23 protein-coding genes and 2 tRNA genes are annotated in these 21,289 nt (G+C 66.8%); 14 read left to right on the forward strand and 11 right to left on the reverse strand.

The window, feature by feature from the left end; all coding sequences use genetic code 11:
- Positions 1 to 91: 91 nt before the first annotated feature.
- Positions 92 to 1,129 (reverse strand): tRNA epoxyqueuosine(34) reductase QueG, encoded by a 1,038-nt coding sequence (queG, locus tag CCR84_RS05395; RefSeq protein WP_338052571.1) that lies wholly within the window; start codon positions 1,127 to 1,129, stop codon positions 92 to 94.
- On the opposite strand from queG, the gene tsaE reads away from it, so the two are divergent.
- Together tsaE and CCR84_RS05405 are read left to right on the forward strand one after the other, a co-directional pair.
- The gene (tsaE, locus tag CCR84_RS05400) at positions 1,019 to 1,693 is read left to right on the forward strand and encodes a tRNA (adenosine(37)-N6)-threonylcarbamoyltransferase complex ATPase subunit type 1 TsaE (protein WP_338052570.1); all 675 of its coding nucleotides are present in this window, start codon (positions 1,019 to 1,021) and stop codon (positions 1,691 to 1,693) included. The two genes, queG and tsaE, sit on opposite strands and share 111 nt — an antisense overlap.
- Entirely contained in the window at positions 1,657 to 3,030 is a 1,374-nt protein-coding gene (locus tag CCR84_RS05405; protein ID WP_201210384.1) for an N-acetylmuramoyl-L-alanine amidase, read from the forward strand. Before tsaE ends, CCR84_RS05405 begins: the two co-directional genes overlap by 37 nt.
- Before the next feature lie 95 nt (positions 3,031 to 3,125).
- On the opposite strand, the gene CCR84_RS05410 is transcribed toward CCR84_RS05405, so the two are convergent.
- The 8 genes from CCR84_RS05410 to CCR84_RS05445 all read right to left on the reverse strand — a co-directional run bounded on the left by CCR84_RS05410 (position 3,126) and on the right by CCR84_RS05445 (position 10,147).
- Positions 3,126 to 3,308 carry a hypothetical protein gene (locus CCR84_RS05410; protein ID WP_201210386.1) on the reverse strand — a complete coding sequence of 61 codons (183 nt, stop codon included), beginning with the start codon at positions 3,306 to 3,308 and terminating at the stop codon, positions 3,126 to 3,128.
- A 452-nt stretch (positions 3,309 to 3,760) separates the two neighbouring features.
- Positions 3,761 to 4,027 (reverse strand): FaeA/PapI family transcriptional regulator, encoded by a 267-nt coding sequence (locus CCR84_RS05415; protein WP_201210387.1) that lies wholly within the window; start codon positions 4,025 to 4,027, stop codon positions 3,761 to 3,763.
- Positions 4,028 to 4,218: 191 nt separating this feature from the next.
- Positions 4,219 to 4,294 (reverse strand) — tRNA-Thr (locus CCR84_RS05420).
- A 73-nt stretch (positions 4,295 to 4,367) separates the two neighbouring features.
- Complete coding sequence (ispH, locus tag CCR84_RS05425) at positions 4,368 to 5,297, reverse strand: 4-hydroxy-3-methylbut-2-enyl diphosphate reductase (RefSeq protein WP_201210388.1); 930 nt, start codon at positions 5,295 to 5,297, stop codon at positions 4,368 to 4,370.
- 71 nt (positions 5,298 to 5,368) lie between these two features.
- Positions 5,369 to 5,800: an FKBP-type peptidyl-prolyl cis-trans isomerase gene (locus CCR84_RS05430; protein WP_201210389.1), complete on the reverse strand. Its 432-nt coding sequence runs from the start codon at positions 5,798 to 5,800 to the stop codon at positions 5,369 to 5,371.
- 83 nt (positions 5,801 to 5,883) lie between these two features.
- On the reverse strand, positions 5,884 to 6,366 hold the full coding sequence (gene lspA / locus CCR84_RS05435) for a signal peptidase II (RefSeq protein ID WP_201210390.1): 483 nt from the start codon (positions 6,364 to 6,366) through the stop codon (positions 5,884 to 5,886).
- Entirely contained in the window at positions 6,353 to 9,166 is a 2,814-nt protein-coding gene (gene ileS / locus CCR84_RS05440) for an isoleucine--tRNA ligase (RefSeq protein WP_201210391.1), read from the reverse strand. The genes lspA and ileS overlap by 14 nt, the downstream gene beginning before the upstream one ends.
- Positions 9,167 to 9,217: 51 nt before the next feature.
- Positions 9,218 to 10,147, reverse strand: coding sequence for a bifunctional riboflavin kinase/FAD synthetase (locus tag CCR84_RS05445; protein ID WP_201210393.1), 930 nt, complete (start codon positions 10,145 to 10,147; stop codon positions 9,218 to 9,220).
- A 212-nt stretch (positions 10,148 to 10,359) separates the two neighbouring features.
- On the opposite strand from CCR84_RS05445, the gene CCR84_RS05450 reads away from it, so the two are divergent.
- The 10 genes from CCR84_RS05450 (at position 10,360) to CCR84_RS05495 (ending at position 19,523) form a co-directional block, all read left to right on the forward strand.
- Positions 10,360 to 12,798, forward strand: a complete 2,439-nt coding sequence (locus CCR84_RS05450) for a heavy metal translocating P-type ATPase (protein ID WP_201210394.1) — start codon at positions 10,360 to 10,362, stop codon at positions 12,796 to 12,798.
- Positions 12,799 to 12,817: 19 nt separating this feature from the next.
- Complete coding sequence (gene ccoS / locus CCR84_RS05455; RefSeq protein WP_201210395.1) at positions 12,818 to 13,090, forward strand: cbb3-type cytochrome oxidase assembly protein CcoS; 273 nt, start codon at positions 12,818 to 12,820, stop codon at positions 13,088 to 13,090.
- 139 nt (positions 13,091 to 13,229) lie between these two features.
- The gene (gene ccoN / locus CCR84_RS05460; RefSeq protein ID WP_201210396.1) at positions 13,230 to 14,657 is read left to right on the forward strand and encodes a cytochrome-c oxidase, cbb3-type subunit I; all 1,428 of its coding nucleotides are present in this window, start codon (positions 13,230 to 13,232) and stop codon (positions 14,655 to 14,657) included.
- 15 nt (positions 14,658 to 14,672) lie between these two features.
- Positions 14,673 to 15,290, forward strand: a complete 618-nt coding sequence (gene ccoO, locus CCR84_RS05465; RefSeq protein ID WP_201210397.1) for a cytochrome-c oxidase, cbb3-type subunit II — start codon at positions 14,673 to 14,675, stop codon at positions 15,288 to 15,290.
- Between the two features lie 4 nt (positions 15,291 to 15,294).
- Positions 15,295 to 15,498 (forward strand): cbb3-type cytochrome oxidase subunit 3, encoded by a 204-nt coding sequence (locus tag CCR84_RS05470; protein WP_420825382.1) that lies wholly within the window; start codon positions 15,295 to 15,297, stop codon positions 15,496 to 15,498.
- Entirely contained in the window at positions 15,495 to 16,406 is a 912-nt protein-coding gene (gene ccoP / locus CCR84_RS05475) for a cytochrome-c oxidase, cbb3-type subunit III (RefSeq protein ID WP_201210398.1), read from the forward strand. Before CCR84_RS05470 ends, ccoP begins: the two co-directional genes overlap by 4 nt.
- Before the next feature lie 134 nt (positions 16,407 to 16,540).
- Entirely contained in the window at positions 16,541 to 17,968 is a 1,428-nt protein-coding gene (ccoG, locus tag CCR84_RS05480; RefSeq protein ID WP_201210399.1) for a cytochrome c oxidase accessory protein CcoG, read from the forward strand.
- Positions 17,965 to 18,531, forward strand: a complete 567-nt coding sequence (locus tag CCR84_RS05485; RefSeq protein WP_201210401.1) for a FixH family protein — start codon at positions 17,965 to 17,967, stop codon at positions 18,529 to 18,531. The genes ccoG and CCR84_RS05485 overlap by 4 nt, the downstream gene beginning before the upstream one ends.
- Before the next feature lie 3 nt (positions 18,532 to 18,534).
- Positions 18,535 to 18,675 (forward strand): DUF3149 domain-containing protein, encoded by a 141-nt coding sequence (locus tag CCR84_RS05490; protein WP_201210403.1) that lies wholly within the window; start codon positions 18,535 to 18,537, stop codon positions 18,673 to 18,675.
- A gap of 437 nt (positions 18,676 to 19,112) precedes the next feature.
- Positions 19,113 to 19,523 carry a TonB family protein gene (locus tag CCR84_RS05495; RefSeq protein ID WP_201210405.1) on the forward strand — a complete coding sequence of 137 codons (411 nt, stop codon included), beginning with the start codon at positions 19,113 to 19,115 and terminating at the stop codon, positions 19,521 to 19,523.
- A gap of 5 nt (positions 19,524 to 19,528) precedes the next feature.
- Here the strand turns inward: CCR84_RS05495 and CCR84_RS05500 are convergent, their stop codons facing one another.
- On the reverse strand, positions 19,529 to 20,056 hold the full coding sequence (locus CCR84_RS05500) for an NUDIX hydrolase (RefSeq protein WP_201210407.1): 528 nt from the start codon (positions 20,054 to 20,056) through the stop codon (positions 19,529 to 19,531).
- 151 nt (positions 20,057 to 20,207) lie between these two features.
- Between CCR84_RS05500 and CCR84_RS05505 the strand changes: the two genes are divergently transcribed.
- Positions 20,208 to 20,281 (forward strand) — tRNA-Thr (locus CCR84_RS05505).
- Positions 20,282 to 20,407: 126 nt separating this feature from the next.
- Here the strand turns inward: CCR84_RS05505 and CCR84_RS05510 are convergent.
- The gene (locus CCR84_RS05510) at positions 20,408 to 20,596 is read right to left on the reverse strand and encodes a hypothetical protein (RefSeq protein ID WP_201210409.1); all 189 of its coding nucleotides are present in this window, start codon (positions 20,594 to 20,596) and stop codon (positions 20,408 to 20,410) included.
- A 181-nt stretch (positions 20,597 to 20,777) separates the two neighbouring features.
- Here CCR84_RS05510 and CCR84_RS16335 point away from each other — a divergent pair, with 181 nt between their 5' ends.
- Positions 20,778 to 21,134, forward strand: coding sequence for a hypothetical protein (locus tag CCR84_RS16335; RefSeq protein WP_207186227.1), 357 nt, complete (start codon positions 20,778 to 20,780; stop codon positions 21,132 to 21,134).
- Positions 21,135 to 21,289 lie beyond the last annotated feature (155 nt).

A 21,289-nucleotide genomic window follows, 5' to 3' on the forward strand; every position in this document is an offset into this window, starting at 1 on the left:
AGCGGGGTGGGAGCGGCGGCAGCCGCGAATCGAAGATAAGTAAATCTATTGACGCATTATCGAGGCAAGGCGTCAAGGTGCGGCCGGCCGCTCAGGAAGCAGCATGCCGCGCCAGTGCCCAGCCGACGTGCTCGCGCACCAGTGGCGATTCGTCGTCGGCACGCGAACGTAGGGCGGCGACGATCTGGGGATTGCCGCGCGGCGCGTTGCCGAGCGCGACCGCGATGTTGCGCAGCCAGCGCTCGTGGCCGATGCGCCGGATCGGACTGCCGGCGAGCCGGTCGTCGAAGTCGGTGGCGCTCCAGGCGAACAGCTCGACGAGCGGCGGCGCGTCGAGCGCGTGGCGGACGGCGAAGTCGGGGTCGCCGATGCGCGCGAAGCGGTTCCAGGGGCAGACGAGCTGGCAGTCGTCGCAACCGTAGATGCGCGAGCCGACCAGCGGCCGCAATTCCTCGGGAATCGAGCCGTGCAGTTCGATCGTCAGGTAGGAGATGCAGCGCCGCGCGTCGACTTCGTAGGGGGCGACGATCGCGCGCGTCGGGCAGGCGTCGAGGCAGCGCGTGCAGTTGCCGCAGTGACTGGCGACGGGCGCGTCCTCGGGCAGCGGCAGCGTCGTGTATAGCTCGCCGAGGAAGCGCCACGATCCTTGCCGCGTGAGCGACAGCGTGTGCTTGCCGAGCCAGCCGATCCCGGCCAGGCGCGCGTACTCGACTTCGAGCACCGGCGCCGAGTCGGCGAAGGCGCGTGCGGCGAACGGTATCCCGTCGCCGCGCCGTTCGATCTCGTCGCGCAGGCGCTCGGCGAGTTTCTGCAGGCGCCGGCGCAGGGTCTTGTGGTAGTCGCGACCGAGCGCATAGCGCGAGATGTAGCCGAGCGTCCGCTCGCCGAGAACGCGCTCGCTCCCTGCCGCGTCGGGCCAGTAGGGCAGGCTGACCGAGATCACCGAGCGCAGTCCGGGCAGCAGCGTTTCCGGCGCGCAGCGCAGGTCCACGTTTCTCGCCATATAATCCATGCTTCCATGGCGGCCGAGTTCGAGCCAGCGCTGGAATTCATGCGTCGCCGCGCCAAGGTCGATTCCGGCGATGCCGACCTCGGCAAAACCGAGCTCCCGTCCCCATCCCTTGATCAGTCGTGCGAGCCGCTGCCATTCGTCGGCAAGCTCGCCATGGCTGGCAGCATCCCTTTTGGAGTCTTCATCGTGCATGGCAGCGATAATAACCAGTCGAGCCTTCGTCTGCACTTGCCCGACGAGGCGGCGACGGTCGCGTTCGGGTCGGCACTGGCGCAAGCGCTCGTGCCGGGACTGACTTTCTGGCTGGAAGGCGACCTCGGTGCCGGCAAGACGACGCTGGTGCGCGCGATCCTGCGCGCGCTCGGGCACAAGGGGCCGGTGAAAAGCCCGACCTACGCGCTGGTTGAATCTTATGCAGTGTCGAGCTTATACTTGTATCACTTTGATTTCTATCGCCTCAATCAGCCCGAGGAGTTCGTCGATGCGGGTCTTGGCGAATACTTCAGCGACAACTCCCTCTGCTTCGTCGAGTGGCCGGACAAGGCTGCCGGCTTCGTGCCGGCTGCCGACGTCGTCGTTCGCCTGCGTCACGAGGGGGAGGGGCGATCGCTTGAACTCGCGGCTTTCAGCGCGTCCGGGCAGACATGTCTGACAAAAGTACGCAGCCTCTTTCCCCGCTAGCGTCCCGCCGCCGCCTGCTCGGCGCGGCCGGCGCTTCGCTGTTGCTGCTGGCGACCCCGACGGCGTTGCGCGCAGCCGTGCGCGGGGCGGTGCCGAGCGTGCTTGCCGTCCGCGTCTGGCCGGCGCCGGATTACACGCGCGTGGCGATCGAGTACGACGCGCCACTCAAGTATTCGCACTTCCTGGTGAAGAACCCCGACCGCCTGGTGGTCGATCTCGAAGGAGTCGAGTTCAACGGCGTCCTCCAGGGACTCGCCAACAAGATCGCGCCCGACGACCCCAACATCCGCCTGCTGCGCGCCGGTCGCTTCAAGCCGGGCGTCGTGCGCCTGGTGATGGAACTCAAGAACGAGGTCAAGCCGCAGGTATTCGTCTTGCCGCCGGTCGGCGAGTACGGTCACCGGCTGGTGCTCGACGTCTATCCGCTGACCCCGCCCGACCCATTGCTGGCGCTGCTCGACGACAAGGGAGGCAGGGGCGAAGCGGGTCCGGCACGCGCCGAGGGCGAAGGCGCCGCGCGCAACGAAGCCCCGGCCGAGCCACGTCCGGAGGTACGTCCCGACGCGCAGCCCGAGACGCGCGCGGGCGCGCGCCAGCGCGGCAAGCCGCCGGTGGTCGACCGGCTGGTGACGATCACGCTCGATCCCGGGCACGGCGGCGAAGACCCCGGCGCGATCGGCCGTGGCGGCAGCTACGAGAAGAACGTCACGCTGTCGGTGGCGCGGCGCCTGAAGGCGCGCATCGACGCCGAGCCGAACATGCGCGCCGTGCTCACCCGCGACTCCGATTTCTTCGTCCCGCTGCAGATGCGCGTGCAGAAGGCGCGGCGCATCCAGTCAGACCTGTTCGTCTCGATCCACGCCGACGCGTTCATCAGGCCCGACGCGCGCGGCTCGTCGGTGTTCGCGCTGTCCGAGCGCGGCGCCAGCAGTTCGGCGGCGCGCTACCTGGCACAGAAGGAAAACGAGGCCGACCTGATCGGTGGCGTCAACATCGACGTCAGGGATCCGATCCTGGCGAGGACCCTGCTCGACCTGTCGCAGACGGCGACGATCAGCGACAGCCTGAAACTCGGCAGCGCCGTCCTCGGCGAACTCGGCGCGATCAACCGTCTGCACAAGGAAAACGTCGAGCAGGCCGGCTTCGCCGTGCTCAAGGCGCCGGACATCCCCTCGATCCTGGTCGAGACGGCCTTCATCTCCAACCCCGAGGAGGAGAAGCGCCTCAACGACGAGGCCTATCAGGACAAGATCGCCGACGCCATCCTCTCGGGAATCCGCAAGTACCTGGCGAAGAACCCGCCGCTGGCGAAGTCGAAGCTGGCGCGCCTCGACTGAGCCTCCCGGGCGAGCAATAAAAAGGGAGACCGGATGGTCTCCCTCGCAGCGCAGCCGGCGCGGCTACGCGGAGCGCTGCGTGTCTAGCCGGCGGCCTAGGCCGGCACCTTTTCGCAGAAGGCGCGCATCTTGCCGACACGCGTCCGCTCGACCATCACCTTGGCGAGTTCCTTGCACTCGCTCATGCTCGCCATCGGGTACTGGTTGATCTGAACCGGCTGGCTGCGATCGGCGGCGCCGAGGCCGGCGATATAGATTGCGACGAGAAGCGTTTTCATTGCTGAGTACCTCCTTGCTGTCTTGACCAATCCACCGGGCATGATGGGGGCGTGCCCGCAGGTGTTCAAGGTTGCGGCAAAGTTTCCATCGCAATCAGTCTATCCGGCTCAGGTTTCATCCGGATTGCATCGCTGCCGGTGGCAGGTTTTGCGGCGGACGCTAGCCTGCGCGAGGACGAGGACGGACTGCGGTCAGCGGTGCGTGCCAGCGAGGGTGCCCTTGGGGCGGGCGCTCTTCCCCCGGCACGGAGGACGTGGCGCCCTCCCGACGGAATGCGTGCGCTGTGCGCGCACGCGCTTCGACTGGTGGAAACGGTATTGCCGGCAGCGGACGTGGTCTTGTGCTGAACGTGTCGGGCGGGCGCCCGGTTCGCAAGGGTGCTTTGCGAAGGTGGCCGCTGCTGGCGGCCCTCTGCGCGCGCGGTTGCCGCAGAGGGATGTTGCGGTGCTGCTCAGGCCGAGGCGGCTGCCGTGTTGGCGCCGGCTTTACGGCCGGGGGCGGCGGGCGGGCTGTAGCCGGAAACGCGGCAGAGCATGCTCTCGACCGGCTTGCCGTCGGTGAAGCGGGTGACGCTGCAACGGGAGATTTCGCCCTGTGCCGAAAGGTTATCAAGCGAAACGCGAACTTCCGCCAGCGGCAGGCCGGTGGCGGAAGCGATTTCGGAGTCGAGCAACTGACCGTGCTTCTTCAGGTATTGGAGAATCGGGGTAGAGTGCATGCGAGTCCTTTTCAAAGAGCGCGAACGGTGCCGAGACGGGCTGATTCCCGTTCACAAGTTGAGTCCGGTGCATGGCCTGCGGCGTGGCGGGACCACGGCGCGGGCCCGGGCTGTGCCGGACTTTTCCCTGCTGTCATACTGCGGGGCGGAAAACGATTATCCCGCCGGAGCGGGATAATCGAGTGATTCTGTGGTGCTGCTGACCGGAATCGAACTGGTGACCTACTGATTACGAATCAGTTGCTCTACCGACTGAGCTACAGCAGCACGAGGCCGCGAATTATAGGACGGGGCCGCGAGGAAAGCAAGCGCCGCGTGCATCCGCGCAGCCGGCACAAGATCAGCTCGCTTCGACCAGGTCGCGCGGCAGCGGGAAATTCACGCCTTCGACGATGCCGGGGATGTCCTTCACGGTGCCGGCGCCGAGCGCGCTCAGGCGCTCGACGACTTCCCGGACCAGCTTCTCGGGGGCCGAGGCACCTGCGGTGACGCCGATGTGCTGCACGCCTTCCAGCCATTCGGCACGGATGTCGGCGGCACGATCGACCAGATAGGCGCGCACGCCGCGGCTCTCGGCGACTTCGCGCAGGCGGTTGGAGTTGGAACTGGTCGGCGAGCCGACCACCAGCACGAGGTCGCAGGAGTCGGCGAGTCCGCGCACCGAATCCTGGCGGTTCTGCGTCGCGTAGCAGATGTCGTCCTTCTTCGGCCCGACGATGGTCGGGAAGCGTTGCCTGAGCGCGCCGACCACCTGCGCCGCGTCGTCGACCGAGAGCGTGGTCTGGGTCACGTAGGACAGGGCGTCGGGGTCGCCCACCTGCAGGTCGGCGACGTCGGCGGCGTTCTCGACCAGGTACATCCCGGCGTCGGCCTGCCCCATCGTCCCCTCGACCTCGGGGTGGCCGCGATGCCCGATCATGACGACCTCGCGGCCCTCGCGGCGCATGCGCGCGACTTCGACATGGACCTTGGTCACCAGCGGACAGGTGGCATCGAAGACGCGCAGGCCGCGCGCTTCTGCTTCCTCGCGCACCGCCTGCGAGACGCCGTGGGCGCTGAAGATCACCGTGCTGCCCTCGGGGACGTCGGCGAGTTCGTCGATGAAGATCGCGCCCTTTTCGCGCAGGCTGTCGCAGACGAAGCGGTTATGCACGACTTCGTGGCGGACGTAGATCGGCGCGCCGAACTTTTCGAGCGCACGCTCGACGATGGCGATGGCGCGTTCGACGCCGGCGCAGAAGCCGCGGGGGTTGGCGAGAATGATGTCCATGCAGGATCCTTGCAGTTGGGGCGGGCGCATGGAAGCGCCCGTGGTCGGCGGTGCGCGCGTTCAGCGACGCATCAGAGGATTCCGATCAGCTTCACCTCGAAGCGGATCGCGCGCCCGGCGAGCGGATGGTTGAAGTCGAAGACGGCACTGTCGCCGTCGATTTCGCGCAGGAAGCCGGCGAAGGCGGCACCGTCGGCGGTCGCGAATTCGACGATCGAATTGGGCCGGAGTTCAGTCTCAGGTGGCAGCGCGGAGATCGCGATGCGCTCGACGAGGTGCGGGTTGTGTTCGCCGAAGGCGGCCAGTGGCGGCAGTTCGAAGACGCGCTCGGCGCCGACCGGCAAGCCGAGCAGCAGCGCTTCGAGCGGTTCGGCGAGCTGGCCGCTACCCATCTGCAGGGTCGCCGGCGACAGGTCGAAGGTGCTGACGAACTCGGCACCGTCGGTGGCGGCGAGGCGGTAGTGCAGGGTGAGAAAGCTGTCGGCTTGGACGGTGGCGCTCACAGGTTTTCCTTGAGGTGAGGGTGGTTCGAAGTGATGGCGGTTGGTCGGGTCTGCGCAGCCTAACCCGACGGATGCAAGCTCAATCAAGAAACCCGGTCCCGCCGCGGCAGCAGCTGGTCGAGCGCGAGCAGCACCGCGCCGACGGTGATCGCCGAGTCGGCGACGTTGAACGCCGGCCAGTAGAAGCCTGCGGCGTGCCACTGGATGAAATCGACGACGGCACCGAAGCGGATTCGGTCGATCACGTTGCCGAGCGCGCCGGCCATGATCAGCGTCAGCGCCAGCGCCAGGCGGACGTCGGCGGCGTGCCGGCGCAGCATGTGCACGATCCAGCCCGAGATGGCGAAGGCCAGCGCCGTGAACAACCAGCGCTGCCAGCCGCCGGCGTCGGAGAGGAAGCTGAACGCCGCGCCCGCGTTGAAGGTGAGCACCCAGTTCCAGAACGGCGCGACGTAGAGCGTCTCGCCCGGCCGCATGTGGGCGAGCACGAACCACTTGCTCGCCTGGTCGATGCCGACGAGCAGCGCGGCGAGGCCCAGCCAGGCGCCGAGCCTAGGCGCAGGCACGCGCTTCACCTTCGCCGAACAGGTTGCTGACGCAGCGGCCGCATAGTTCGGGGTGCTCGGCGTGGCTGCCCACGTCGGCGCGGACGTGCCAGCAGCGCTCGCACTTGCCGTGCGCGAGCGGCGTCACCAGCGTCTGCGCTTCGCCCGAGCGGACGAGTTCGGTCTGCGAGCAGATGAAGACGAAGCGCAGGTCGTCGCCGAGCGAGGCGAGGATGTCGTGCTTCTCGCCGTCGGCGTGGAGGACGACCTTCGCCTGCAGCGAAGAGCCGATCTGCCCGGCGCTGCGCAGGTCTTCCATGGCCTTGGTCACCTCGCCGCGCCAGACGCGGATCTTCGCCCACTTGTCGAGCAGTTGCGCCTCGTCGGCGGGTGCCGGTGGCCGGTGCCAGGTGTGCAGCATCACCGAATCGTCTTCCTTGCCGCCGAGCACGCGCCAGACTTCCTCGCCGGTGAAGCAGAGGATCGGCGAGAGCAGCCGCGTCAGCGTGTGCGCGATGTGCCACAGCGCGCCCTGCGCCGAGCGGCGCGCCAGCGACTTGGCGCCGGTGGTGTACAGCCGGTCCTTGAGGATGTCGAGATAGAAGCCGCCCAGGTCCTCCGAGCAGAAGGTCTGCAGCGACTGCACGACGCGGTGGAACTCGAAGCGCGCGTAGTCGGCCTCGCAGCGCTCGGCGAGTTCGCGCGTCATCGCCAGCGCGTAGCGGTCGATCTCCAGCCACTCGTCGGCCGCAGGCATCTCGCTGGCGGCGTCGAAGTCGGCGACGTTGGCGAGCAGGAAGCGCAGCGTGTTGCGGATGCGGCGGTAGGCTTCGACGACGCGCTTCAGGATCTCGTCGGAGATCGACAGCTCGCCCGAGTAGTCGGTGGCGGCGACCCACAGGCGCAGGATGTCGGCACCGAGCGTGTCGGAGACCTTCTGCGGCGCGATCACGTTGCCGCGCGACTTCGACATCTTCAGTCCCTTGCCGTCGACCACGAAGCCGTGCGTCAGGAGTGCGTCGTAGGGCGCACGACCGTCGATCGCACAGCCGGTGAGCAGCGAGCTCTGGAACCAGCCGCGGTGCTGGTCCGAGCCCTCCAGGTAGAGGTCGGCCGGCCACTTCGACTGTTCGGCGTGCGAGCCGCGCAGCACGCTCCAGTGCGTCGTTCCCGAGTCGAACCAGACGTCGAGCGTGTCGCTCATCTTGCGGTACTGGTCGGCCTCGTCGCCGAGCAGCTCCTTCGCGTCGAGCGCGAACCAGGCCTCGATGCCCGCCTTCTCGACGCGCCGGGCGACTTCCTCGATCAGTTCAGGCGTGCGCGGGTGCGGCTGCCCCGACTCGCGATGCAGGAAGAAGGGAATCGGCACGCCCCAGTTGCGCTGGCGCGACACGCACCAGTCGGGACGCGTCTTCATCATCGCCTCCAGCCGCGCCCGACCCCAGGCCGGGAAGAACTGGGTTTCGTCGACGGCGCGACCGGCGATCCAGCGCAGCGTCGCCGGTTCCTCGCCGGGCGTCTCCTCGTGCGCGCGCTGGTCCATGCCGACGAACCACTGCGTCGTCGCGCGGAAGATGATCGGCGTCTTGTGCCGCCAGCAGTGCGGGTAGCTGTGCCTGAGCTTGTCCTGCTTGAGCAGGGTGCCACGCGCCGTCAGTTCCTCGATTACCAGCGGATTGGCTTCCCAGACCGTCTTGCCGGCCAGTTCGCCCACGGAGAGCGCCGGCGTCGCGGCGACGAAGCGGCCGTCGTCGCCGACCGGGTTCCTCACCGGCAGGCCGTAGGCCTTGCCGACGATGTAGTCGTCCATGCCGTGCGCCGGCGCCGTATGCACGAGGCCGGTACCGGATTCGACGGTGACGTGCGTGCCGCAGATGATCTCGACCTCACGGTCCTGCAGCGGGTGGCGCAACAGCAGGCGTTCGAGTGCGCTGCCCTTGGCGCTGGCGATGCGTTCGCCGGTCAGGCCGTAGCGCGCGAGACACGCGTCGGCGAGTTCGCGCACGAGGATCAGCGATCCCTTCTCTGTCTCGATCAACTCGTAGTCGAATTCCGGATGCACGCTGACCGCCTCGTTGGCCGGCAGCGTCCACGGCGTCGTCGTCCAGATCACGGCGAAGGTGGGGCCGCGCAGGTGCGAGAGGCCGAAGGCGCGGGCCGCCTTCTCGGCGTGGTTCGGGTGCAGCGCGAAGGCGACGTCGATCGCCGGCGAGGTCTTGTCCTCGTACTCGACCTCGGCCTCGGCGAGCGCCGAGCCGCAGTCGAGACACCAGTTGACCGGCTTCAGGCCCTGGTAGAGGTAGCCCTTCTCGAGGATCTTGCCGAGCGCGCGGATCTGGTCGGCCTCGGTCTTGAAGTTCATCGTCAGGTAGGGGTTGTCCCACTCGCCGAGGACGCCGAGACGGATGAAGTCCTTCTTCTGCCGCGCGACCTGCTCGGCGGCGTAGGCGCGGCACAGTTCGCGCACGCGGTCGCCGGGGATGTGCTTGCCGTGCAGCTTCTCGATCTGGTGCTCGATCGGCAGGCCGTGACAGTCCCAGCCGGGGACGTAGGGCGCGTCGAAGCCGGACAGCGTCTTCGAGCGGACGATGATGTCCTTCAGGATCTTGTTGACCGCGTGGCCGATGTGGATGTCGCCGTTGGCGTAGGGCGGGCCGTCGTGCAGCACGAAGCGCGGGCGGCCGGCAGCAGCCGCGCGAATCCTCTCGTAGAGCTTGCCTTGCTGCCAGTCGGCGACCCACTTCGGCTCGCGTTTGGCGAGGTCGCCGCGCATCGGGAAGGGCGTGTCGGGCAGGTTGAGCGTTTTCTTGTAGTCGGCCATGGCGGTCTTCGGAAAGTTTGCGGGCGGAAATTCGGTGAGTGAAGTGAACGTTCAGGCGAGGGCGGCAAAGAAGCTGCGTGCTTCCTCGACGTCGCGCGCGATCTGCGCGCGCAGCGCGTCTAGTCCGGAAAAGCGCGTCTCGTCGCGCAGCTTCTGCAGGAAGCGTACCGAAAGGTGCGTTCCGTAGATGTCGCGATCGAAGTCGAGCAGATGCACTTCGAGCAGCGGGCGCATCCGGTTGTCGACGCTGGGGCGGATGCCGAGGTTGGCGACGCCGGCCTGCGGACTGCCAGCGAGTCCATCGACCTCGACCGCGAAGACGCCCGAGAGCGGCGGTCGTTCGTGCTTGATCAGGATGTTGGCGGTGGCGAAACCGAGGCGACGGCCGAGCTTCTGGCCATGGACGATGCGCCCGTCGATCGCGTAGGGGCGGCCGAGCAGGCGCTCGGCGCGTTCGAGTTCGCCCCGGGCGAGCGCATCGCGCACCGCCGAACTTGAGACGCGCTCACCGGCGCAGACCACGCTGTCCATCGCCTCGACGGTGAAGCCGTGCTGTTCGCCGGCGGCCTTGAGCAGCGCGAAATCACCGCGGCGGTCGGCGCCGAAGCGGAAGTCGTCGCCGATGATCAGGTGACGCACGCGCAGCGCATCGAGCAGCACGCGTTCGATGAAGTCCTCGGCCGACAGCGCCGCGAGCCTGGCGTTGAACGGTGCGACGCAGACATAGTCGACGCCGTCGGCAGCGATCAGTTCGAGCTTCTCGCGCAGGGTCGATAGCCGCGCGGGTGCCGATTCCGGGGCGAAATACTCGCGCGGGTGCGGCTCGAAGGTGAGCGCCGCCGGCAGCAGTGCGCGCGCGCGCGCCGCTGCGCCGAGGCGAGCGAGCAGGGCGCGGTGACCGAGATGGACGCCGTCGAAGTTGCCGATGGTGAGCGCCGTCGCCGCAGGGGCGGGGCGCGAAAAGCCGCGATGAACGAGCATTGGGCGTGTGCCGCCTCGATGGAAAACCCCCGATTATAGCGGCTGGGGGAGGCTGCTGCTGCCGCGGCCGTTTTGCGCGCTCGGCAGCAGCATCGGCTCGCGCGAAACGCGTGCGCAGGCGCTCGCACCCCCGGCTTTCGCGGTAAGATTTGTTGAGGTAGATCAAGAGAGGGGTCGCAAATGCGTAGCGGTAACCTGAGCGGCAGCGCCCGATGAGTCGCGGCGACTGCTACCACTGCGGCTTGCCGATTCCCGACGACGTCTCGCTGTCGGTGGCCATCGACGGCGAGGAGCGGCCGCTGTGCTGCGCCGGCTGCCAGGCGGTGGCGCAGGCGATCGTCGCCAACGGGCTCGCCGATTACTACCGCAACCGTGACTCCCTGCCCGAGTCGCCGCGCGAGGCGCTGCCGGCGGTACTCGCCGACCTGCGCCTCTACGACAACGCCGATTTCCAGAAGAGCTTCGTGCGCGAACTCGGCGCCGACGAGCGCGAGGCGGCGCTGCTGCTCGAAGGGATCACCTGCAGCGCCTGCATCTGGTTGAACGAGCAGCACCTCGCCAGGCTCCCCGGCGTGCTCGCCGCCGACATCAACTACGCCACCCGGCGCGCGCGCGTGCGCTGGGACACGAAGCGCATCCAGCTTTCCGACATCCTCGCCGCCGTCGCCGCGATCGGCTACCGCGCCTATCCCTACGACCCCGCGCGCAGCGAGGCGCTGGCGCACGAGGAGCGGCGGCGCGCGTTGTGGCGCGTCTTCGTCGCCGGCTTCGGCATGATGCAGGTGATGATGTACGCGGTGCCCGTCTATTTCGCGGACGGCGACATGGGCGTCGACTTCGAGCAGTTGATGCGCTGGGCGAGCCTCGTGCTGACCTTGCCGGTGGTCTTCTATTCGGCGGCGCCTTTCTTCCGCGGCGCCTGGCGCGACCTGCGCCTCGGCCGCGTCGGCATGGACACGCCGGTGGCGATCGGTGTCGGCGGCGCCTTCGCGGCCAGCGTCTGGGCGACGCTGACTGCTTCCGGGCAGGTCTATTTCGATTCGGTGACGATGTTCGTCTTCTTCCTGCTCGGCGGCCGCTTCCTCGAGATGACGGCGCGACAGAAGGCGGTGTCGGTGACCGAGGCGCTGGCGCGGCTGCTGCCGGCGTTCGCCGAGCGGCTGCCGCACTTTCCGACCGGGCGCGAGCCGGAGAAGGTGCAGGTCGGCGAGCTGAAGGCCGGCGACTTCGTTCTGGTACGTGCTGGCGCGACCATCCCGGCCGACGGGCGGGTGGTCGAGGGCGAGAGTGCGGCCGACGAGGCGCTGCTCACCGGCGAGAGCGCAGCGGTGCCGAAGCGCCCGGGCGACGCGGTGATTGGCGGTGCGCAGAACGTCGCCAGCCCGCTGGTCGTCGCCGTCGACGCTGTCGGCGAGGCGACCCGGCTGTCGGCGATCGTCCGCCTGATGGAGCGCGCAGCCGGCGAGAAGCCGCGTCTGGTCGAGCTCGCCGACCGTGTCGCCGGTCGCTTCATCGCCGCCGTCCTGCTGCTGGCAGCGCTCACCGCGCTCGCGTGGCTGTGGCTCGACCCGGCGCAGGCCTTGTGGGTGACGGTGTCGGTACTGGTCGTCACCTGCCCCTGCGCGCTGTCCCTGGCGACGCCGCTGGCGCTGACCGCCGCCGGCGGCGCGCTGGCGCGCGAGGGGGTGCTGGTGACGCGCGCGCACGCGATCGAGACACTGGCGCGGGCGACGCATTTCGTCTTCGACAAGACCGGGACGCTGACCCTCGGCAGGATGCACCTGCGCGAAGTCGTTCCGCTCGGGCAGCTCGACCGCGAGCGCTGCCTGGCAGTGGCGGCAGCCTTGGAGCGTGATTCGGAGCATCCACTGGCGAGCGCGCTGCGCAGTGCCGCCGGTTCCGCCGCCGCGGGGATCGACGTCGGCGAATTGCGCAACACGCCGGGGGCGGGGATCGAGGCGCGGGTCGACGGCCGGCGGCTGCGCCTGGGGCGTCCCGAGTTCGTCGCCGAGTTGCACGGCCAGCCGCTGCCGGCCGTGGTCGGGGAGGCTGCCGGTGGCGTCGCGACGCTGATCGCGCTCGGCGACGCTGACGGCTGGTTGGCGCTGTTCTCGATCGGCGACGCGCTGCGCCCGCAGGCCGCGTCGCTCGTTGCCGACCTGCGCGCCGCGGGATGCAAGGTGACGCTGGCCACCGGTGACGCCTGGCCGGTGGCGCGCGCGGTCGCCGCCGAACTCGGCATCGACGACGTGCATGCAGCGCTGTCGCCGCAGGACAAGCGCGACTTCGTTGCCGCCCTGCAGGCACAGGGCGAGGTCGTCGCGATGTTCGGTGACGGGGTCAACGACGCACCGGTGCTGGCGCAGGCGCAGGTCTCGGTGGCCATGGGCGAGGGCGCGCCGCTGGCACGCACGCAGGCCGACCTGCTGCTGCTCTCGGGCAACCTCGACCACCTGCGCCAGGGCGTCCGCCTGGCACGCAGCACCTGGCGCGTGATCCGGCAGAACCTCGCCTGGGCCGTCGCCTACAACGCGCTGGCACTGCCGCTGGCGATGGCCGGGATGGTGACGCCGTGGCTGGCCGGGATCGGCATGTCGGCAAGTTCGCTCCTGGTCGCGCTGAACTCGCTCAGGCTGCAGCGGCGCGACTGACTCACGCTAGGGAAACCCCATGGAAACCCTCTACCTCCTGATCCCCGTCTCGGTCGTCCTCGTCTTCCTGGTCGGCATCGCCTTCTGGTGGTCGCTGAAGAGCGGCCAGTTCGACGACCTCGACGGACCTGCCTATCGCGTGCTGATGGACGACGACCAGGGCAGGAACGTCGCTGCCAAGTCGCCCCAGGCAGCCCCAGTGCCGCCTGCCGGACCGCCCGAATCTTCAGTGCCGCGGTCGTCGGAGTCTGGGGCCGAGTCCGGCTCTTCCGGCAAGGTCGGCCCGGTTTGATTTGTAAAAGCCGCTCTTGATTTGTGTCAATTTGTGATTTGTTCGGCTAAAATGTTCGCCGATACAGTTGGTCAATGAATGACACGCAAGCAGTACTGAGCGAGAGAATGGGCGTGTCGTCTTCGGAGTGAGGTGTGCCATGTCAGAAGCGCAAGCGACGTACAACTACAAGGTCATCCGGCAGTTCTCGGTGATGGCGGTAGTTTGGGGAATAGTGGGCATGCTGATGGGGGTCGTCGTTGCCTCCCAGCTTGTCTGGCCGGAGTTGAACTTCGGTCCTTACTTCACTTTCGGTCGATTGCGACCCTTGCACACCAACGCCGTGATCTTCGCCTTCGGCGGCTGTGCGCTGTTTGCCACTTCCTACTACGTCGTGCAGCGCACCTGTCACGCGCGGCTGTGGGGCGGACCGCTGATTCCCTTCACCTTCTGGGGCTGGCAACTGGTGATCGTTCTGGCGGCCATCACGCTGCCGCTGGGGATGACGCAGGGCAAGGAATACGCCGAACTCGAGTGGCCGATCGACATCCTGATCGCGCTGGTGTGGATCGCCTACGCGATCGTCTTCTTCGGCACCATCGCCAAACGCACGGTCAGCCACATCTACGTCGCGAACTGGTTCTACGGCGCCTTCATCCTCGCCGTCGCACTCCTGCACATCTTCAACAGCGCTGCCGTGCCGGTGTCGCTGACCAAGTCCTACTCGGCCTACGCCGGCGTCCAGGACGCGATGGTGCAATGGTGGTACGGCCACAACGCGGTCGGCTTCTTCCTGACCGCAGGCTTCCTCGGGATGATGTACTACTTCGTGCCGAAGCAGGCCGGTCGCCCCGTGTATTCGTACCGTCTGTCGGTGGTGCACTTCTGGGCGCTGATCTTCACCTACATGTGGGCCGGCCCGCACCACCTGCACTACACGGCGCTGCCCGACTGGACGCAATCGGTCGGCATGGTCTTCTCGCTGATCCTGCTGGCACCGTCGTGGGGCGGCATGATCAACGGCATCATGACCCTGTCCGGCGCCTGGCATAAGCTGCGCGACGACCCGATCCTCAAGTTCCTGATCACCTCGCTGTCCTTCTACGGCATGTCGACCTTCGAAGGCCCGATGATGGCGATCAAGACGGTCAATTCGCTGTCGCACTACACCGACTGGACGGTCGGCCACGTGCACTCGGGTGCGCTCGGCTGGGTGGCGATGGTGTCGATCGGTTCGATCTACTACATGCTGCCGCGCCTCTTCGGGAAGCCGCAGATGTACAGCGTCAAGCTGATCACCGTGCATTTCTGGGTCGCGACCATCGGTGTGGTCCTCTACATCGCCGCGCTGTGGATCTCCGGGGTCATGCAGGGCCTGATGTGGCGCGCCGTCAATGCGGACGGGACGCTGACCTACAGCTTCGTCGAGTCGGTCAAGGCTTCCTACCCGTTCTGGACGATCCGTGTCATCGGCGGCCTGCTCTTCCTGACCGGCATGCTGATCATGGCCTACAACATGGTGCGCACCATGGCCGGCGGCGTCCGTGTCGAAGCGCCGATTCTGGCTCCGGCCGGACACCACGCCTGATCGGGAGGGAGAAAAATGAAATTCCTGACACATGACAAGATCGAGCGCAACCTGGGTCTGCTCTTCGCGCTCACCCTGTTCATCCTGCTCTGGGGTGGCTTGCTCGAAATCGTCCCGCTCTTCTTCCAGAAGTCGACGACGACGCCGGTTCCGGGCTTGAAGCCCTACACCGCCGAGCGCCTCGCCGGTCGCGACATCTACCTGCGCGAGGGCTGCTTCAACTGCCACTCGCAGATGATCCGGCCGTTCCGCGCCGAGACAGAGCGTTACGGTCGCTATTCGGTGGCCGGCGAGTACGTCTATGACCATCCGTTCCAATGGGGGTCGAAGCGTACCGGTCCCGACCTGCACCGCGTCGGCGGTCGCTACTCCGACGCCTGGCAGCGCGCGCACCTGATCAACCCGCGCGACGTGGTGCCCGAGTCGAACATGCCGGCCTTCGCCTTCCTCGAAAAGACGCCGGTCGACGCCTCCGACATCGAGGCCAAGATGCGCGCGCTGCGCCTGGTCGGCGTTCCCTACACCGACGAGGACATCGCCGGTGCCAAGGCGGCACTGGAAGGTAAGACCGAGCTGGACGTGCTGGTCGCCTACCTGCAGGGGCTGGGTCTCGAAATCAAGGACACGCAATAAGAGCATGATCATGGATATCAACGATCTGCGTTCGCTGACGACGGTGATCTCGATGCTCACCTTCCTCGGCATCGTCTGGTGGGCATACGGCCTGAAGTCGAGCCGCAAACGCTTCGACGAGGCGGCAATGCTGCCGTTTTCCGAAGAAGCGGTTGACCGGGCCGAGCTCGGCCTCGCCGATCGCCAGCTGAAGGGGAAAGCATCATGAGCGACTTTATCAACGAGTTCTGGAACTGGTACGTCATCGTCATCGTCATCGGCAGTGTGCTGTTTTGTGCGCTGCTGCTCTGGGCGCAAAGCCTGCATCGCCCGCCACCCGGCGAGGTGCAGTCGACCGGGCACGTCTGGGACGAGACCCTGCAGGAGTACAACAACCCGCTGCCGCGCTGGTGGATGTGGCTGTTCTACATCACCGTGGTCTTCGGCCTCGTCTACTTCGCGCTCTATCCCGGTCTCGGCAACTTCAAGGGTGCGCTCGGCTGGACTTCGGTCGGGCAGTACGAGAAGGAGGTGGCCAAGGCCGAGGCACAGACCAAGCCGCTCTTCGACAAGTACCTGAAGATGGATGTCGCCACCGTCGCCGCCGATCGCGAGGCGATCGAGATGGGCAAGCACCTGTACCTCACCTACTGCATCCAGTGCCACGGTTCGGATGCGCGGGGCGCCCGGGGTTTCCCGAACCTCACCGACAAGGACTGGCTGTGGGGCGGCGAGCCCGAGCGGATCAAGGAAACGATCGCCGCCGGTCGCTTCGGTGTGATGCCATCGCATGCACATCTGGGTGACGAGACGATCCGTGACCTGGCCAGCTACGTGCGCTCGCTGTCCGGCTTGCCGGTCGATGCGGCACGCGTCGCCAAGGGTCAGCAGGCCTTCATGGAATCCGGCTGCATCGCCTGCCACGGCCCCGACGCCAAGGGCAACCAGATGCTCGGCGCCCCCAACCTGACCGACAAGGTCTGGCTGCACGGCGGGACCGAGGCCAAGGTGATCGAGACCATCACGCTCGGTCGCAACAACCAGATGCCGGCCTGGCAGGAGTTCCTCGGCGAAGGCAAGGTACATCTCCTGACCGCCTACGTCTATAGCCTGAGCAACACGCCGGAAAGCAAGTGATCGAACGGCCGTGTCGGGACTTCCCGGCACGGCCGCAGTGTTTTGCCGCAGTACTGCGCGACCCTCCATGCGCCTTCCCTGGCGTCGGTGGCATGGAGCACCAGCCTTCAATGCAATAGTGGATCGAGATTGCCATGACGACCCCGGTCGAGAAACCACGGGCAGCCGCTGCCAAGGCGGTTGAAGTTCCGGTCGATACCGGATCGCTCTACGAGAAGCGCCGCAAGATCCAGGTGCGCTCGGTCAGCGGGCGCTTCAACAAGTGGCGCTGGGCGATGTTCTTCCTGACCCAGCTGCTCTTCTACGGACTGTGCTGGATCGACTGGAACGGGCGGCAGGCGGTGCTCTTCCACCTGGTCGAGCGCAAGTTCTACATCTTCGGCCTGGTCCTGTGGCCGCAGGACGTGATCTATCTGGCGGTGCTGCTGGTGCTCGCAGCTTACGCGCTGTTCCTGGTGACGGCGATCGGCGGCCGGCTGTTCTGCGGTTACGCGTGTCCGCAGACGGTCTACACGGAAATCTTCATGTGGATCGAGCGCTTCGTCGAGGGCGAGCGCCCGGCGCGCATGAAGCTCGATGCGCAGCCGATGAACGCGCGCAAGTTCCGCCTGCGTGCGACCAAGCATCTGCTCTGGCTGCTGCTGGCGCTGTGGACCGGCTTCACCCTGGTCGGCTACTTCACGCCGATCAAGGAACTCGTCGCCGCGGTGCCGACGCTCAGCTTCGGTCCGTGGGAGTGGTTCTGGATCCTCTTCTACGCCGGCTTCCTCTACATGCAGGCCGGCTTCCTGCGCGAGCAGGTGTGCAAGTACATGTGCCCGTATGCGCGCTTCCAGGGCGTGATGTTCGACCCGGACACGCTGATCATCGGCTACGACCCCGAGCGCGGCGAGCCGCGCGGCGCCAAGCGCAAGGGCGCCGCTGCGGCGAAGACGGGCGACTGCATCGATTGCGGCATCTGCGTGCAGGTCTGTCCGACGGGAATCGACATCCGCAAGGGCTTGCAGTACGAGTGCATCGCCTGCGCCAAGTGCATCGACGGCTGCGACGAGGTGATGGACAAGCTCGGTTCGCCGCGCGGGCTGATCCGCTATTCGACCGAGAATGCGATGGCGCAGAAGTTCGGGCCGAGCGAGATCCTCTCCCACCTGGTCCGGCCGCGCATCCTGCTCTACGGCTTCATCCTCGCAGCGATCGTCGCCGGTACCGCCTGGAGCCTGGCCACGCGTACGCCGCTCAAGGTCGACGTCCTGCGCGACCGGGGTGCGCTGTCGCGAGAAGCCGACGACGGCCGGATCGAGAATGCGTACACGCTGCAGATCATGAACACCGACGAACAGGCGCACCGCTTCGCGATCAGCGTGGACGGCCTCGAAGGCATCGACATCGTCGGTGACCGGATCGTCGAAGTGAATGGGGCCTCGGCGCTGACCGTTCCGCTGACCGTCCTGGTCGAGCCGCCGCCGGGATTGAAGGGGGCGCAGACGATCCATTTCGAGATCCGTGCTCCCTACGACGAAAAACTTTCAGTTCGCGAAAAGGCGACCTTCTACCTGCCATGAATACGATCACCCGCAACACGCTCGGCAAACCCTGGTATCGCGAGCGCTGGCCATGGCTGCTGATGGCCGGCCCGTTTGCCGTCATCGTCGCTGGTTCGGTCACCGCCTGGCTGGCGGTGAGCAGCTACGATGGTCTCGTCGATGACGACTACTACAAGCAGGGGCTCGCGGTGAGTCAGCGCGTCGCGCGCGATCACCGGGCGCTCGAACTCGGCATCAACGGCGAGGTGGTCATGCAGGCTGAGGGCGGCACGAGCGAACCCGAGCTGCGCGTTTTCCTGCGTGCCAACCCGGGTTTTGTCCCGCCGGACCAGCTGGCCTTGCACGTCACGCACCCGACCAAGAAGGGGCTCGACCAGCTGGTCGATTTGCGCGCCATCGGCACCGGCCTCTACGCCGGGCGCCTGAGCGCGCCGATCTCGGGGCGCTGGCGCTTCTCGCTGGAGGACACCGCCGGCGAATGGCGACTCGTCGGCGACTGGAACCCGGACCGCGAGGCTTCGCTGTCGCTGCCGGCGCCGCCGCGCAGCGCGAAACCGCCGATCACCTACAAGGGGGAATGAGTCATGGCTTGGGAACTGTTGTTTACCAGCGACATGGGGCTGTTCAGCATCTTCGTCATCGTCTTCACCATCGGCATGTCGATCTTCTTCGCGCGCTATTTCAAGAAGAAGATGGACGAGGACGCTGCCCGATCGCAGCGCTGAGCCCTGCGCGGCAAGTTCGGCCGTAGCCTTCGCGGCGGCCGAAGGTATCGTCTTGGGGTATCCTTGCGCTCCTCGATCTTCGCTGAAGCGCTCGGCGAAGCTCTCCGACCGCAACGCCTGAAACGACGAATTTGCATTATTCCCGCCGCCCATTGATTCAGGCGCTGTCAGCGTCGATCTTGCTCCACTGCCTGTTGCTTGCCGGCACCTGGGTCTCCCCGGCGCCGGTGGCGATCCCGCGGGCAGCCGGGCGACTCGTCGTCAGTCCCGGTCCGCAGCCCGCTGTGGCAGTTCCGGCAGCACGATCGCGCGTGGAACACGCGCCTGCGGCCAAATCGGGGGTTGAAAGATCGGCGCCTGAGCGCAATTCGCAGCCGAAGCATACGGCGCCGAGCGAAAGCAGGCTGCTCGTTGCGGAGCGACCGGAAAGTGTCGCGGTGGCCTCCGCCGCGCCGACGTCGGGGTTCGCTTCGACGCCGGTGTCGCCCGAATCGTCTCCCGGCGGCGCCGGCGCTGCGCCCGGCGCGGCGGGCTCGCCGCGCGACGGCGTCAGTCCCGACGCCTTGCGCGAATACCGGATGGGACTGGCGATCGAGGCCAGACGCTTCAAGCGCTATCCGCCGCTCGCGCGCGAGCGCGGCTGGGAAGGAACGGTCGAGGCTGCGGTCAGCGGCGGCGGCCTGGCGCCACCGCGCGTGAGTCTCGAGCGTTCGAGCGGTTACCCGGTGCTCGACGAGCAGACCCTCGACATGGTGCGGCGGGCAGCGAGCAATACGCCAGTCCCCGAGGCCTTGCGCGGCCGGGAGTTCAGGATCGTGCTGCCGGTACGCTTCAGCCTCGACGAGTGATTCCGTTACCGTAATTCGTGCTCGTGCACCAGGAAACGACCGGCGGCGCGGTCGGAGAGGAAGGCGCGCAGTGCGAACGTGACGCTGCGGAAGGCGAGGTCCTGCCAGGGGATGTCGCCTTCGTGGAAGAGTGCGCTTTCCAGGCTTTCCGGACCGGCGCCGAAGTCCGGGTCGAGCAGCCTGCCGCGGTAGAAGAGATGCACCTGATCGAAGCCGGGGACGCTGATCAGCGATGACAGCGCGTCCACCTCGATGCGCGCGCAGGCCTCCTCCAGCGTTTCGCGCACGGCAGCCTGCGGGGTCGTCTCGCCGTTCTCCATGAACCCCGCCGGCAACGTCCAGTAGCCGTGGCGCGGTTCGATGGCGCGGCGGCAGAGCAGGATCCTGTCTTCCCAGGTGGCGATGCAGCCGACCACCAGCTTCGGATTGCGATAGTGGATCTCGCCGCAACGCGAGCAGACGTGGCGTTGCAGGGTGTCGCCGGGCGGGACGACGAGGTCGACGGGGGCGCCACAAAGGTTGCAGAAGTTCATGACGGCGTGAGCGGGCTTGGCGTGAGGAGGATGGACTGGCAGTCTAGCCGAAAGCCAGTCCGTGTCGTTAGCCGACCGGCGGGGAAAGGTATCTTCGCCGAAGCAGCGGCACGCACGCGGCCTGCGCTATAATGCGCCCGCTCAGTGCCGTGCCCCCGTAGCATGAAGGTCGTGCAGTTGCCTTGTAAGCATCAGGCCCTGGTTCGATTCCGGGCGGGGGCACCAAGCAAAATCAAGAACTTAGGCGAGTCATCAGGCGGTGAATTTTTCGCTGCCGGTTTCATGTAGCCACCATGTAGCCAAATCCGGGCGATGTAGCCATCGGCGCCCGTCGCTGCACCTCCCGATCCGTTACTTCTTCGGCGGATTGGCCTGCTGCTCTGCGGCCTTCGCTTGGCGGCGCTCGATTGCCGCAATGAGCAAGGCTTCAGCTACCAAGTCCTTCAGTTCCTCGTCCGTCGCCGCATGGGTGCCACCGTGGGCCGCTGTCACCTCGTCCGGTTCCGCGCTCGTCGGCGGCGCGCTCGCTTGCTTCGGCATGGTCTGACTCCTTCGGGTAAGTTGGGATTGAATCATCGCACAGGCGTCAAGGCCGCACGATGCCTGTCGCCTTGCTGTATTTTTCTGTAGCGGAGGGCTGCACCTGCGCAGATGTGGCTTTCGCGTGCGCGGTTCTTGCTGCCGCTCGCTTGCTCAGAAATGCTCAGGTTCAGTCGCTTCCGTGCGCGTGCCGTTGTTGCGATTGCTGCCGCAACGTGAGTTTTCCCGAGTAGGTCGCTTCGCGCTCTGTCTTTTCGGTGTTACAGCGGCTGTTACATCGCCCCTGTTACATCGCTCGCCGGGCCGGATTTCGCTGGAAACCAGTCTGGTAACCAGCCAGATGGAAACCACGTTTTCGGTGGCAACCAAGCTGGAAACCAGCCCGATGGAAACGGGTTTGACTGGCTACCAAGTGGCTACCGCTGAAGTGGCTACCGGCGACCTGCCGCGCGAAATTGGTCATTTGACTGCGTACCGGGATGCGTACCAGTGCGATGCGCGCCGACAGCCGGCGCATGGGGTGCAACCTTGCCCGTAACCTTGCGGCTTGGATGTCAGCATTTGTCAGCACCCTCCGGCGCATGGGTGCAGCCATGGCCATGCAACCGTTCGAGCGAACGATTCACCATTAACCGGCGCATTAACCAGCGTCGCATGAACCGCGCTCGGTGCCGTCCTCGCCTCGATCATTCG

The organism is Rhodocyclus purpureus (genome assembly GCF_016653115.1).
Taxonomy (GTDB): Bacteria; Pseudomonadota; Gammaproteobacteria; order Burkholderiales; family Rhodocyclaceae; genus Rhodocyclus; species Rhodocyclus purpureus.

Bases quoted from the DNA above. Each gene is read 5' to 3' on its own strand.
- CCR84_RS05510 (WP_201210409.1), bottom strand. From the start codon at position 20,596: ATGCCGAAGCAAGCGAGCGCGCCGCCGACGAGCGCGGAACCGGACGAG.
- CCR84_RS05470 (WP_420825382.1), top strand. From the start codon at position 15,295: ATGATCATGGATATCAACGATCTGCGTTCGCTGACGACGGTGATCTCG.
- tsaE (WP_338052570.1), top strand. From the start codon at position 1,019: ATGGCGGCCGAGTTCGAGCCAGCGCTGGAATTCATGCGTCGCCGCGCC.
- ispH (WP_201210388.1), bottom strand. From the start codon at position 5,297: ATGGACATCATTCTCGCCAACCCCCGCGGCTTCTGCGCCGGCGTCGAA.
- ccoN (WP_201210396.1), top strand. From the start codon at position 13,230: ATGTCAGAAGCGCAAGCGACGTACAACTACAAGGTCATCCGGCAGTTC.
- ileS (WP_201210391.1), bottom strand. From the start codon at position 9,166: ATGGCCGACTACAAGAAAACGCTCAACCTGCCCGACACGCCCTTCCCG.
- ccoS (WP_201210395.1), top strand. From the start codon at position 12,818: ATGGAAACCCTCTACCTCCTGATCCCCGTCTCGGTCGTCCTCGTCTTC.
- CCR84_RS05405 (WP_201210384.1), top strand. From the start codon at position 1,657: ATGTCTGACAAAAGTACGCAGCCTCTTTCCCCGCTAGCGTCCCGCCGC.
- CCR84_RS05445 (WP_201210393.1), bottom strand. From the start codon at position 10,147: ATGCTCGTTCATCGCGGCTTTTCGCGCCCCGCCCCTGCGGCGACGGCG.
- CCR84_RS05490 (WP_201210403.1), top strand. From the start codon at position 18,535: ATGGCTTGGGAACTGTTGTTTACCAGCGACATGGGGCTGTTCAGCATC.
- ccoP (WP_201210398.1), top strand. From the start codon at position 15,495: ATGAGCGACTTTATCAACGAGTTCTGGAACTGGTACGTCATCGTCATC.
- CCR84_RS05450 (WP_201210394.1), top strand. From the start codon at position 10,360: ATGAGTCGCGGCGACTGCTACCACTGCGGCTTGCCGATTCCCGACGAC.
- ccoO (WP_201210397.1), top strand. From the start codon at position 14,673: ATGAAATTCCTGACACATGACAAGATCGAGCGCAACCTGGGTCTGCTC.
- ccoG (WP_201210399.1), top strand. From the start codon at position 16,541: ATGACGACCCCGGTCGAGAAACCACGGGCAGCCGCTGCCAAGGCGGTT.
- CCR84_RS05500 (WP_201210407.1), bottom strand. From the start codon at position 20,056: ATGAACTTCTGCAACCTTTGTGGCGCCCCCGTCGACCTCGTCGTCCCG.
- CCR84_RS05485 (WP_201210401.1), top strand. From the start codon at position 17,965: ATGAATACGATCACCCGCAACACGCTCGGCAAACCCTGGTATCGCGAG.
- CCR84_RS05415 (WP_201210387.1), bottom strand. From the start codon at position 4,027: ATGCACTCTACCCCGATTCTCCAATACCTGAAGAAGCACGGTCAGTTG.
- CCR84_RS05410 (WP_201210386.1), bottom strand. From the start codon at position 3,308: ATGAAAACGCTTCTCGTCGCAATCTATATCGCCGGCCTCGGCGCCGCC.